Annotated in this window: 13 protein-coding genes and 1 tRNA gene; 7 read left to right on the top strand and 7 right to left on the bottom strand. The window is 57.9% G+C overall.

The window, feature by feature from the left end:
• Positions 1-233: 233 nt before the first annotated feature.
• The 4 genes from SH661x_RS22005 to SH661x_RS21990 form a co-directional block, all read right to left on the bottom strand.
• Positions 234-2150: a DEAD/DEAH box helicase gene (locus tag SH661x_RS22005; protein WP_437226086.1), complete on the bottom strand. Its 1917-nt coding sequence runs from the start codon at positions 2148-2150 to the stop codon at positions 234-236.
• A 40-nt stretch (positions 2151-2190) separates the two neighbouring features.
• Complete coding sequence (locus SH661x_RS22000) at positions 2191-2718, bottom strand: hypothetical protein (RefSeq protein ID WP_437226084.1); 528 nt, start codon at positions 2716-2718, stop codon at positions 2191-2193.
• A 298-nt stretch (positions 2719-3016) separates the two neighbouring features.
• Positions 3017-3391 carry an STAS domain-containing protein gene (locus SH661x_RS21995; protein ID WP_437226082.1) on the bottom strand — a complete coding sequence of 125 codons (375 nt, stop codon included), beginning with the start codon at positions 3389-3391 and terminating at the stop codon, positions 3017-3019.
• A 265-nt stretch (positions 3392-3656) separates the two neighbouring features.
• Entirely contained in the window at positions 3657-5738 is a 2082-nt protein-coding gene (locus tag SH661x_RS21990) for a thioredoxin domain-containing protein (RefSeq protein ID WP_437226080.1), read from the bottom strand.
• A gap of 316 nt (positions 5739-6054) precedes the next feature.
• On the opposite strand from SH661x_RS21990, the gene SH661x_RS21985 reads away from it, so the two are divergent.
• Positions 6055-6129, top strand: a tRNA-Pro gene (locus SH661x_RS21985).
• On the opposite strand, the gene SH661x_RS21980 is transcribed toward SH661x_RS21985, so the two are convergent.
• The 3 genes from SH661x_RS21980 to SH661x_RS21970 are packed head-to-tail and all read right to left on the bottom strand — an operon-like array spanning position 6111 to position 8388.
• Positions 6111-7616: a recombinase family protein gene (locus SH661x_RS21980; RefSeq protein WP_437226078.1), complete on the bottom strand. Its 1506-nt coding sequence runs from the start codon at positions 7614-7616 to the stop codon at positions 6111-6113. The genes SH661x_RS21985 and SH661x_RS21980 overlap by 19 nt on opposite strands.
• Positions 7613-7879 carry a hypothetical protein gene (locus tag SH661x_RS21975; protein WP_437226076.1) on the bottom strand — a complete coding sequence of 89 codons (267 nt, stop codon included), beginning with the start codon at positions 7877-7879 and terminating at the stop codon, positions 7613-7615. The genes SH661x_RS21980 and SH661x_RS21975 overlap by 4 nt, the downstream gene beginning before the upstream one ends.
• On the bottom strand, positions 7876-8388 hold the full coding sequence (locus SH661x_RS21970; protein ID WP_437226074.1) for a sigma-70 family RNA polymerase sigma factor: 513 nt from the start codon (positions 8386-8388) through the stop codon (positions 7876-7878). Before SH661x_RS21970 ends, SH661x_RS21975 begins: the two co-directional genes overlap by 4 nt.
• A gap of 394 nt (positions 8389-8782) precedes the next feature.
• Between SH661x_RS21970 and SH661x_RS21965 the strand changes: the two genes are divergently transcribed.
• From SH661x_RS21965 to SH661x_RS21940, 6 genes are all read left to right on the top strand, one after another.
• Positions 8783-9334 (top strand): RNA polymerase sigma factor, encoded by a 552-nt coding sequence (locus SH661x_RS21965; protein WP_437226072.1) that lies wholly within the window; start codon positions 8783-8785, stop codon positions 9332-9334.
• 50 nt (positions 9335-9384) lie between these two features.
• Positions 9385-10140 (top strand): ATP-binding protein, encoded by a 756-nt coding sequence (locus SH661x_RS21960; protein WP_437226070.1) that lies wholly within the window; start codon positions 9385-9387, stop codon positions 10138-10140.
• Between the two features lie 76 nt (positions 10141-10216).
• Positions 10217-10834 carry a helix-turn-helix domain-containing protein gene (locus tag SH661x_RS21955; RefSeq protein ID WP_437226068.1) on the top strand — a complete coding sequence of 206 codons (618 nt, stop codon included), beginning with the start codon at positions 10217-10219 and terminating at the stop codon, positions 10832-10834.
• A 27-nt stretch (positions 10835-10861) separates the two neighbouring features.
• Positions 10862-11350, top strand: coding sequence for a DUF669 domain-containing protein (locus tag SH661x_RS21950; RefSeq protein WP_437226066.1), 489 nt, complete (start codon positions 10862-10864; stop codon positions 11348-11350).
• Between the two features lie 29 nt (positions 11351-11379).
• Positions 11380-11961, top strand: coding sequence for a RusA family crossover junction endodeoxyribonuclease (locus tag SH661x_RS21945; protein WP_437226064.1), 582 nt, complete (start codon positions 11380-11382; stop codon positions 11959-11961).
• Entirely contained in the window at positions 11868-12113 is a 246-nt protein-coding gene (locus tag SH661x_RS21940; RefSeq protein WP_437231247.1) for a hypothetical protein, read from the top strand. The genes SH661x_RS21945 and SH661x_RS21940 overlap by 94 nt, the downstream gene beginning before the upstream one ends.

Below are 12113 nucleotides of genomic sequence, written 5' to 3'. Positions count from 1 at the left end.
AATTCGCTGAATGCTGACAGCTGTCTGCTGACGTCTCTCTTGCGTGGCCGCCTGTACGAGGGGCGGCTGGGACACGCAGGGGAAACTTCTCTTTCTATGCCACTGGGGCGGATCAGTCCAGAGTGCGGTCTTGAGAGGGGACTTTTTTCATCCGGAGACAGCCTGGGACGCTGAATGGTTCAGTGGGGCAAAACCTGTTCCGGCAGAGGTCGGGCGAATCTCGCAGAGTCGGATCACGCGGCAGCGGTGTCTCCGGAGGAAGGTTTGGGCCGCAGCAGCTTCGTCTTGTTTCCGGACTTCGCCCGCAGATCGAACAGTCCGAAGATTTCGCTGGCGGTCATGCTCAGCGACGCGTTTTCGTTATCCGCCTCGCCCAGCACGCGTTGAAACAGTTCCCGTTTCTGCCGCAGCACCAGATCGATCCGTTCTTCGATCGTGTCTTTGCAGATCAGGCGGCTGACGATCACCTGCGACTTCTGACCGATGCGGTGAGCGCGGTTGATGGCCTGGTCTTCAATCGCCGGATTCCACCAGCGGTCGTAAAGGAACACATACCCGGCGAACTGCAGATTCAGTCCGACCGCCCCGGTTCCGTAGCTCATCAGAATCAGATGCTTGGTCGGGTCTTCCTTGAACTGCTGGAGGATCGGTTCCCGTTTGGGGGTGGAAATTCCCCCGTGATACTTCAGGCATCCGAACTGCCTGGTTCGCTCTTCGAGCCAGTCGAGCGTTTTCGTCCACTGGCTGAAGAGAATCGCCTTCCCGCCCGAGGCGGAGACTTCTTCCATATCCGCGATGAGTCGGTCCAGCTTGGACGATTCGCCCGTCACCGGGTCGAGATTGCAGATCTGTTTGAGTCGCAGCACCAGCTCGAACACATGCTGCACGGTGATGGAATCGCCCATGTTGTTGAGTTGGACGACCCCTTCCTTTTCCGCGATCTGGTAGGCGGACCGCTGAGCCGGGCTCAAGTCGATGATTTCATCACGGTCGAGCCGGGGTGGCATATCCTTCATCACCAGGTCTTTGGTGCGACGCAGAATGAATTCTTCACTCAGCTTGGAGAGCTGCCGCACATCCGGCGAGGAATTTGCCGGAATGACCCCCATGAATTCGAACAGTGAAATCAGCTCTTCAGCACGATTCTCGATCGGAGTTCCGGTCAGGCACAGGCTGCGATTGCGAGGAATGCCGTGTATCACCTGCGCAGTACTCGAGCCACGGTTCTTGATCCGCTGGGCTTCGTCGAGCACCACCAGGTCGAAGTGCGGCATCTCTTCCGGCTTCATCGCCTGGAAGTCCCGTACGACCAGTTCGTAGTTGGCGAGCAGCACAGCGGAACCGGGCATCTGCCAGATCATGTTGCGGCGATTGCCGTCCCCTTCAACGGTATTGACCGGAATCTCTTCCGCCCAGAACTTCAGCTCACGTTGCCAGTTGGGAATGAGCGGCTTTGGGCAGACCAGCAGCACTCGTCGCGCCTGACCTGCACGCAACAGCAATCGCAGGGCAGTAATCGTCTGCATCGTCTTGCCGAGCCCCATTTCATCCGCCAGCAGAGCGGCATGCTGGGAAAAGAGCCACGCAATTCCTTCGTACTGGTACGGGAACGGCTCGAACGGCATGACCAGTTCCTGTCCCCGCAGCCACGATTCCAGTGGCGGCTGCAACAGGTAAAAGAGCCGATCCTCGATGGAGAGCGCGTTCGCGGGGGGCTTGATGCGAGTCGATTTCTTCGGCTGTTGATCGGGAGCGAGAGTTTTGGGCGCCGGTGGCTGAATCGGTCGCGACTCTTCCTTTTCTCCCTCGTTCTTCTGAGGGAGAAATTCGATCCCGGCTGGGAACGGAAAACCGATCGTTTTGACCTTCGGCCAGAACGGTTTCCAGCGAGGGACAAAGCCGGCACGGCTCAGCAGATCCGTCACCTGAATCGCCGGGTTAGCGAGCCGTTTCAGGGCGCTGTTCATCCCGGTGACATGAATCTCCGGCTGCTTCAGTTCACAGCTGGCGCTCGCAGGGTCTGATGTGAGGAAGTCGAGATCGAGTCTCCAGGCATTCAGGTCAAAGTCCTGACGTTCCGTGCGCGCACCGCCGGCATCTCCGTCATGAGAAGAGGTTGACTTTGAGGAATCCGGGGACTGGGAACTCATGGGCATCCTTGCCTATTGAATCAACAGCAGTGTCTCGACGTCAGGCGACCGCACCCGCCCTCAACGTTTCCTTCAGCGCGTCCGCCACCCGTTCGAGCGGTTCCCTCATATCGGCATCCGCGGGGATCCGGGACTGCAACGGGGCCAGAGTCTGAAGATCTTCCGGAAACTCGGAATGCAGCCGCAGTGACTGGCGACCGATCTGGATGAGCGTCTGATCCGGAAGGTTGCTGGTGGCGACGGGCGATTCGATCAGGCAGCCCGTCGGAACTTCGATCTGGCGACGCAGTTCCAGCAGATTCTCCTGCTGGACGATGATCAACTGCGGTTTAATTCCCAGTCGCTCATACAACGTCTTTCCGATCAGTTCCGAACAGATGAACGGTTCGAGCGTTGGTCCGTACAGAATCTCCTGCGTCCGGTTGGGACGAACGGGGGTTGTACACTGAAATTCGAGGGGACGACCGAAATGGTTCGTCACCAGAAAACCGCCGACGTATCCGTGGTCGGTCAGAGCGACCCGGAGGAAGCCAAGGTGAAAGCGGTTTGAATTCGCCTGCTGCGACATGAAGACTCCACCCCGTTTCAATGGTGCCGGCGAAAATCCATTTCCGCCGCCCGTAGGGGATTCATCGTCACGATCCGGTGACGACTTGAGTCAACGAACTCAGCAGTGGAACCGCAGCTTTGTTGTGTAAACTGTTTTGTGGTGGCGACTTGTGGCTCTGCATTGCGGAAGATCTGCTTCGGCATACGCCGGTGATGCTGGTCGTTCCGATTGTGCGAGCGCAATTCCACCAAAACTCAAAAAATACCATTCACGTCCGCCGATCCGAATCGGCTCGGGCGACGTGTCGACTTTTCACTCACGAACCAGCGACAGCGGCCAGTTCGGACTTCGCCTCATCACGGGTTTCGTAGTGAGGCCAGAGTTTGAAAAGACTCATGTTCTGCAGCACCTGAAGCATTTGTGGGCTGGCAGCACAGAAGCATCCCTTTCCTTTCCGCGTGCGCGTTTCCCGCAACAGCGAGACCAGTGCTCCAATGAACTCCGATCCAAAGTATTCCATCTGAGAGAGATCGATGATGAGATTCCGCACCTGCGGATTGGAAAGCTGTGCTCGAATCGCATTCGCTTCCAGATGTAAGTCCTGATAGCGAAACGCACTTCCTTCGCCTCGCGGCGTCACGATCAGCGATTGATCCGCCTGCTCAACCTGGAAAATCTTAAGATGTTGCATGTCGAATTCGTGTCAGAAAGGTGTGCTCAAAGCAAGGGGGGCCGCTTCTATATAAGCTGCGGGTGCTTGCTCAGGTTGCGACGGGAACAAATCAGAAAAACCAAGATAAGATCGGTCAGTTTAGCGACTTAACTCGACCTTCGAAACACGAATTCGAGCTGGCTTCGCTTCTGAACTTCACATCGGACCGGTCGCGAAAGTTCGTCTCGATCAGCCAGAATCCTTGAAAATTTCTCAAGCTCGCGCCGATTCCTCTGACGAATTTTCAGGTTCGGCGTAGCGCATCGATCTGGCTTGCGGCCTCGGAAGGGGACTCGCACGGTGACTGACACGCTCCACGCTCGCAGAGATAAAATCGAGAACGCGGTGTTTGTGTTTTCCCTTCGAGCAGTTCCAGGACGGGGGGAACGGGTCGGTTCGCGGACCAGCTGACAACGACCTTGCGAGGCAGAAACCGTTTCCAGACTTCGTTTTGAAATGCAGCTGCTTTGCCGTCTCCAGCATCCACGATGACCACTTCACTAGTCGGGCCCAACAGGAAATCGAGTGCCAGCAAAGCCTGGCCGCTGGCGCGGGGGTGTTCTGCCAGAAGCCCACTCAACGCAGCCAGTGTCTTCCTGGCTGCCTCCTCCAGATCTCCACGTCCAGTGATCCGCCCCAGACGGGCCAGTGCCGTCGCCATCATTCCATTCCCAGAGGGGATCGCATTGTCCTGCGAGTCCTTTGTCCGGGTGATCAGCTCTTCATGATCATTGGCGGTGTAAAAGAAGCCTCCGATCTCGTCATCTTGGAATCTCCGGATGGCATCCTCGCTGAGCTCAATTGCCGCTTCGAGAAACTGGGGATCGCTGCCAGCTTGAAACAGGTCCACCAGACCGTCAATCATGCAGGCATAGTCGTCCACATAGCCCTGAAATCTCGCTCGACCATCCTTGTAAGAGTGAAGCAGTTCGCCAGGGTCGTTCTTCATCTGCGAGAGAACAAAATCGGCGGCACGCTGGGCCGCTTCCAGATACTGTGGCTGATTGAGAATAGAAGCTCCTTGGGCAAACGCGGAGATCATCATCCCGTTCCAACCAGACAGAACCTTTTCGTCCCGCCCCGGGGCGATGCGACGTGACCGCGCTGCCAGCAGTTTCTGTCGGGAACGGGACAGAATCCGTTCGAGTTCAACCGGCTCAAGCTGCAGCGATTTCGCGACGTCGGACTGGGGACGCGGCAGGTTGAGGATGGAGTGTTCTTCCCAGTTCCCTCGCGCACTCACGTCATAGCATGCATTGAACACAGCAGCATCATCCGGACCGAGAATGGCCCTGGTTTCGGCTTCCGTCCAGACAAAGAACTTCCCTTCCACTCCTTCACTGTCGGCGTCCTGCGTGCTGTAAAATCCTCCTTCGGGAGAGGTCATCTCGCGAAGCACGTAGTCCAGAGTCTCGCGAGCCACCTGAGCGAAGAACGTCTCCTGCGTGCACTGGAACATCTCCAGATAAGCCGGTACCAGAAGAGCGTTGTCGTACAGCATTTTTTCGAAATGCGGCACCAGCCAGCGGGCGTCGGTCGAATAGCGGTGGAAGCCGCCTCCCAGGTGATCATAAATTCCACCGCGGGCCATTTTTGTCAGAGTCAACCGCACAACGTTCAGGGCATCCTCATCGCCAAAACGGTCCCAGCCCCGGAGCAGCACCCTGAGATCCATCGGGTGAGGAAACTTTGGGGCCGAACCGAACCCGCCCTGTATCCGGTCGGCACTTTGGATCAGATCCCGAGTTGCCTGACGCAGCGTCTCTTCGCTCAGGTCAACTTCCTCAAACAATGGAGCGGCCAGACCATGAATCGCTTCCACGAGTTGATCCGCACTCGTCTCCACTTCATCCCGTTTACTCGACCAGTAGTTCTGCAACTTCTTCAGGATGTCCAGAAAGCCGGGCATCCCCATTGACGACCTTGGGGGCCAATAGGTCCCCCCATAAAACGGCTTGGACTCCGGAGTGAGGAACACGGACATTGGCCAACCGCCCCGTCGGGTAATCAGCTGCACGGCAGACATGTAAATCTGATCAACGTCCGGCCGTTCTTCGCGATCGACCTTGATTGAGACATAATGCTCGTTGAGAAAGCGGGCGATCTCCTCGTTCTCAAAACTCTCCCGCTCCATCACATGGCACCAGTGACAGGCACTGTACCCGACCGAGAGAAAGATCGGTTTGTCTTCCCGCTTCGCTTTCTCAAACGCCTCCTCCCCCCAGGGAAACCAGTCTACCGGGTTGTAGGCATGTTGCTGCAGATACGGACTGGTCTCCCCAGCCAATCGATTTGCGGGACGTCCAGTGGGGCGGGAATGACTCATGAAACGGCAAACTCCAGACAAGTTCACATCCAGGGAGCGCCGAGTTTACAGTTTGATTGCAACTGGTGTGGGAGAATCTAGAAACAACAAAAAATCTTCCTCGCCCATGCCCTCCAAACAGCCTCCCGGACTTTCCATTCCCGACAGCTCGGCCAGACCGAGAGAATTCAACCGCCAATTTCAGCCGGTAAAACTCGAAGAAAGACGGACTGGCAACGATTCTCCTCATCTGGTAGATTTTTGCAGCCAATTTGGGAAGCCGTTCGTCGCCCGAGACGAAATTTCGGAACCATGGGCTGTTAAAGAGATTACAACACGGGATGTAGCTCAGCTTGGCTAGAGCGCTACGTTCGGGACGTAGAGGCCGCAGGTTCAAATCCTGTCATCCCGACTTAACTGGATTTCGAGCCGTTTGGCGAGTTCGTCAAACGGTTTTCTCTTTTCCAGGTCAAGACTTACGTCGCCGAGTCGTCGGTTCAAAGATACCGTTTCGAGAATCCGTCGTTTTTCAAGCATCTTTGAACCGCGCCAGATTTCCGGGATTTTCTGAGAAAACTCGAAGACCGCCAGGGCGGCCCGGACGTCCGCCGGTTCGGCCGTGGCCACCCGGGCCAGAGAGGCTTCGAGCACTGCCAGTTCATCGCGCAGAGCGGCCTGTTTGGCGTTGAACGTCGCCTCGTCGATCGCCCCGGTCAGGAACGCGTTCAGGAGCCGATCGTTCATCGCGATCAGTTCGCTGCGGCGTTTGGTCTGGGCAATCCACTGGTTGCGTTGCAGGTCGCTGATGTCGGTGAACGCTGTCTGCAGCGAGGTGCGGAACCACTCGGCGACTTCGTCGTCGGGCATCTTGAACTTCGCAAGGTCGGCAATGATCGCCTCTTCGAAGTCGTCTCCCCGCCAACGAACTGTCGGGTGATCGTCGTCAGGATAGTTGTTCGCACAGCGGTAATAGTCGTGCGGACGTACCCCGCCGCCTTTGAGCTTGCGTTTGATCCGTTCGCCGGTGATGAATGCCCCGCAATACTGGCAGGTGAACAGTCCGCCGGAAAGAGGCAAATTCACCTGCGGCGTCGCCCGGCGGTTCTTTCCGCTGAGGAGATCTTGGCAAACCTGGAACATCGCGCGGTCGATCAGCGGCTGATGTCGCCCCAGATAATGGTTGCTCCCCCGCCGAATCTCGCCGATGTAGAACCGGTTGTTGAGGATGTACGATACCGCTGTCCGGTGGAACTTCGGCGCGGACGGTCGAAAGACAAATCCCTCGTCCGCCAGCACTTGGCCGACCGATTCGAACGTGTGCCGTCCGGAGGAGTATAACTCGAACAGCCGCATCACGGCTTTCGAGTTCACCGGATGAGGCTGGATCGGCTCGTCACGATCTTCCTTCACGTTCACATACCCGAACGGCGCCCGGCTGTGTTGCCAGCCCTGTTTCGCTCGTTCGTCGATCCCCTTCAGGACTTCCGTTCGGAGATTGTCGCTGTAGTACTGGGCCACAGCGGCCATCACGTTGAATGACAACGCGCCCGCCGGACCGGGGCCGAACTGGTTTTCGACGAACGCCAGCGAGACCCCATACTTGTCCTCGAGTTCCTGCATCCGCACCGCGTCCCGCATGTTGCGGCAGACGCGATCGAGCTTGTGGCTCAGGATCGCCCGCAGGTTTTCCCGTTTCGCGTTGGCCTTCACCCAGTCAATCATCTGGTTGAAGGCGATCCGCTCGGCTCCGCGCTTGGCGGATTCGGCCACCGAAAACTCACGGACAATTGTCCACCCGTTCTTCTGCGCCCGCTCGCGGTTGGCCCGCAACTGGGCGTCGATCGAATACCCCTCCCGTTGCTCCCGTGAGGAGACACGGGCCCAGATCAACACGTTCATTCCTCGCTCCTTTCCATCAGCATTTCGGCGAATCGTTTGACGTTCTGCAGGATCTCGATGGCTTCATCCACCGAGATCTCGCGACCGTACCGGGCCGACCAAAGCCGCCGGGTTTCGGCGATCAACTCGTCCGAAACCCAGGCGAGGGACAATGGCCGGCGGATCGGCACGGGGGCACACAGTCCTGGCTCATCCGGCGACGAGAATCCAGTCATGTCGCCGCCGGACGAAGCAGCATTCGCGATGTCGTTGAACTCGTTCATGCGAGTTCCTCGCCGCCGAGTCCCGCGCTGGTGAACCGCTCGCGAATCGCGGTCATGGCCTCGCAGACGAATGGGCGTTTGACTCCCAGTTCACGTGCGATCGACGTGGCGTTGTGCCCCTCGGAAAGCATCTGACCGACCTGCCTTTCGAACTCAGGCAGACCCGCCAGCACAGTGGCGACGTCCAGAGCCGTATCACTCGCTTCAATGCTGCTTTCCGAAAGCAACACGTCATCAGAAGGCAGCATGGCACCGCAACGATCGACCAAGTCCTGATAGCGTTTCTGCGTTCTGAGCCACTCCATCAGCCGACGATCAATGACGGCAATGAGAACCGTCGATTCGCTGGCACCGTTCATCTTTTCGGGATCTGGAGTGAATTCGAGCAAGTCGATGGTGACGTCCTGAACGGCATCTTCAAGGTCGTGCCGTTTCAGTCCAAAGCGGACGGCCCGGCTCCGAATTAGGTCCAGTTTCTCTTCGATCGTCAGTTCTTTCTTCGCGTCCATCACGGATTTCTCCTCTCACGGGTTTGGCTGGCCAGCGGTGTGCTGACCACGGTGAGGAAGAATCCGGTCTGATCGGGGACACGGTCTCTACGCGGACGCATTGGGGACATGAAAGTCACATTGGCTCCATATCGCGTCCATATGGGCGATCGGGGACACCATATGGATGCAATATTGCGTCCACATTGGGGACATGTCCCCAATATGGAATCCAATGTGACTTTGGTGGAAAGTTCGAAAATCAGTCTTGCGAGCGGCTAATAACTTTGTGTAGGCCGCGAGTCGCTTACCGCGACAACCAGAGCACGACAGTTTCCGGCTGATGGACGTCTCCCGCTGATGACGTGCCTCGCCAGTGCTGGGGCGGCAGAACCCAATCCCACAGGGGGACTCGATGCCGTCATCGCCATTTGGACACCCGCACACCCAGGGAACGTGCTACGCCACCTGGTACGCCAAGAAGAAATCCCGGGAGCTGGTCGGCCATTTCGGATTCACGTCATCGGATCAAGACGACATTGAGCAGCAACTGCTGCTGTCGCTGTTGGAGCGCTGGCCGAAGTTCAACCCGGCGGAATGCTCGCCCACGGAGTTTATCTCCTGGGCAATCGGCCGGACCGTGGCGGATCTGATTCGCGAACAGCAGCGCCGGCTTGAAGCGGTCCCGACGGAGGGGCTTCCGATCGAGGAATTGCTCAACGACGAAGACGAATCGCTGCCGGCGGGATGCATCCAGCCGGACCCGGCTCCCGCGATGGAATTGTCTCTCGATGTCGAACTTGTGCTGTCGCGGCTGCCGCCCGAGATCCAAGAAACCGCTCGCGAGCTGAAGACGGGCAACGTGTGCGAGGTCGCCCGTCGTCTCGGGCTGTCACGACGGACCGTTCGCAATCGCCTGCAGGTGATTCGCGAGGCCTTTGAAAGGGCCGGTTACGGCGACGCCTGATTCTCACCCTTCCCGATTCCCATTCTTCACAAGGTCATTCAATGGAACTGATGAGTCGCATTCAGACGGGCAGGCAGGCATCTCCCAGACGGGTCATGCTGTACGGGGTCCACGGCATCGGGAAATCGACGTTCGGAGCGATGGCTCCCCAGCCGGTGTTCATCCAGACGGAGGATGGACTCGGGAATCTCGAAGCGGCCCGATTCCCGCTGGCGGAATCGTTCGATGATGTCATGGCAGCCGTCATGGCACTGTATTCGGAGGCTCATGATTTCCAGACGGTCGTTGTGGATTCGGCCGATTGGCTGGAACAACTGATCTGGAAGGAAGTCATCCGCCGGCGGCCGACGACGGATCGCGGACGCGACATCTCTTCGATTGAGGACTACGGATTCGCCAAGGGTTACACGTATGCCCTGGAACCGTGGCGAGAAGTTCTCGATGGCCTGAACGCCCTCCGGAGCGAGCGCAGCATGATGGTGATCCTGATTGCCCACGCCAAGATCGAACGGTTCGAGAATCCCGAAACCGATGCTTACGACCGGTACTCGCCCCGCCTCAACAAGCACGCCTCCGCGCTGATTCAAGAATGGTGTGATGAGGTGCTGTTCGCGACCTACAAGGTCCACACCAAGCAGACCGAGGAGGGGTTTGACAAAACGCGAACCCGTGGCATCGGCACTGGCGACCGGATCATCCGCACCACGGAACGCCCGGCGCACATGGCGAAGAACCGGATGAGCCTGCCGGAAGAGATGCCGCTCGATTTCCGGGTCTACGCCGAGCATCTCGGACATACCGCTTGATTTGCACTTCCGTTGATGAACCGCGCCACCGCTGCGCACTGACAGAGCCTTCAACCTCAAACTCAAGGACCTTCACATGGCGGTCGTTGACCAAAGCGAAGACGATCCGACCCCGCATGTGAAGACCTGCTCGATCTGCAATCAAACGAAGCCGCTGTCCGCATTCAATCGGCATCGCCTACGAAAGGACGGGCGCGACTCCAAATGCCGGGAATGCAACAGCTCCAAGAACGGCGAATGGTATCGCCGACGTCAGCAGAAGTCGCACCGGCTCTACTCAACCTACGTCGGGATGAAAGGCCGTTGTCATTCCCCGTGTCATGACAACTACGCCTTTTACGGAGCTCGCGGGATTACTGTCTGTAAGGAATGGCGTGACAGCTTCAGCGCCTTCGAGCAGTGGGCAGTTCAGAACGGATATCGCCCCGGACTGCAGTTGGATCGGATCGACAACGACCTGGGATACAGCCCTGAGAATTGCCGGTTCGTGACGGCGAGTGAAAACAATCGCAACAAACGGCCAAGGGGGTCTCCTCTCAGGAACTACACACGTGTCACGCCTGATGACGTCATCGCCATCCGGAAACTCCTGGATGAAGGCGTTCCACAACGGGAAATCGGCAGACGCTTCAATGTCTGCCATGCCACGGTCTGGGCCATCAAGGCCGGGAGAACGTGGGTCGAGGTCACGTAAGTCAATTACTTCAACAGGAGAATTCTCATGGCAGCATTGAACTTCGATGCCCAGACTGTGGAACCGAATGACTCATTCGATCCAATTCCCAACGGGGATTACCTCTGCATCATCACGACGTCAGAGATGAAGCCGACGAAGGCGGGTGACGGTGCCTATCTCGAACTTGAATTGCAGGTGATCGAGGGACCGTACCAGGGACGCAAACTGTGGGACCGGCTCAATCTGAACAATGCCAACGAGACCACGGTCAAGATTGCCAAGGGAACATTGTCGGCGATCTGCCGAGCGGTCGGGGTGCTGCAGCCCAAGGACAGTTGCGAACTGCACGATCTGTCGCTCGTGGCCAAGGTCGCTTGCAAGAAGCGGGACGATACCGAGGAACTGACGAACGTCATCAAGAGTTACAAGAAGCGTGATGCTGTGGCGCAGAACACCACGCCCCCCGCCGGAGCTCCGCGAAGCGGTGCGCAGGCACAATCCGCCCACGGCGGGCCGCCGTGGAAACGGGCGTGACTGGAGGGGTGAGGATTGAGGCTTGAGTCATGAGGAAAGTCAGTATGTCCGATTCTTCCTCATCACCTCATCCCTCACGACTCATCCCTCTCCTGTCGACTGGGGACATCGCTATGTCCTTGCCTCACAGTGCGACAGATGCGGTAGCCGTGCTTCGGTTTGTGCTGCCGTTCCCGCCGAGCGTCAACCGGTATTACCGGCATGTTGGCTATCGCACGCTCCTCAGCCGCGAAGGGAGACAGTACCGCGAAGCGGTCTGCGCTCTCCTCGCGGGGCGGGTCGGCCAGCCTCTTTCTGGCCCACTCCAGGTCCAGTTGGATCTCTATCCCCCCGATCGCCGCCGAAGGGATTGGGACAATTTTCACAAGGCCCTGTGGGACGCGTGCCAGCACGCCGGCGTCTTCGCTGACGACAGCCAGATCAAGAGAGGCGTCGTCGAGATGCACGACAAGTCCACCGAGCCTCGCGCCGAGATTCAGATCGCCCTGTACATCCCCGATCACAAAGTCGATCCGCCATGCCCAGCATTGTCCCGCTCGAAGAATTCGAGGAAGTCGATGAGTTTGATCCCGATGAACTCGGATTCGAACACGACTTCCTGTTCAAGATGACCACTTCGGAAGGGACGGACGAAGCCTGCTCGCCCGACGAAGTCTGCGACCTGATTCTCGACGCGATCGAGGACCAGTTCTGGGACTGGTGGGCCGATCCAACTCGCCGTCGCCGGTTCAAGCCCCGCATCAAGGTCTATGAGGTTTATTGA

The sequence above is a fragment of the Planctomicrobium stercoris genome, assembly GCF_051465655.1.
Classification (GTDB): domain Bacteria; phylum Planctomycetota; class Planctomycetia; order Planctomycetales; family Planctomycetaceae; genus Planctomicrobium.
This window is presented reverse-complemented; position numbering and strand designations above follow the sequence as displayed.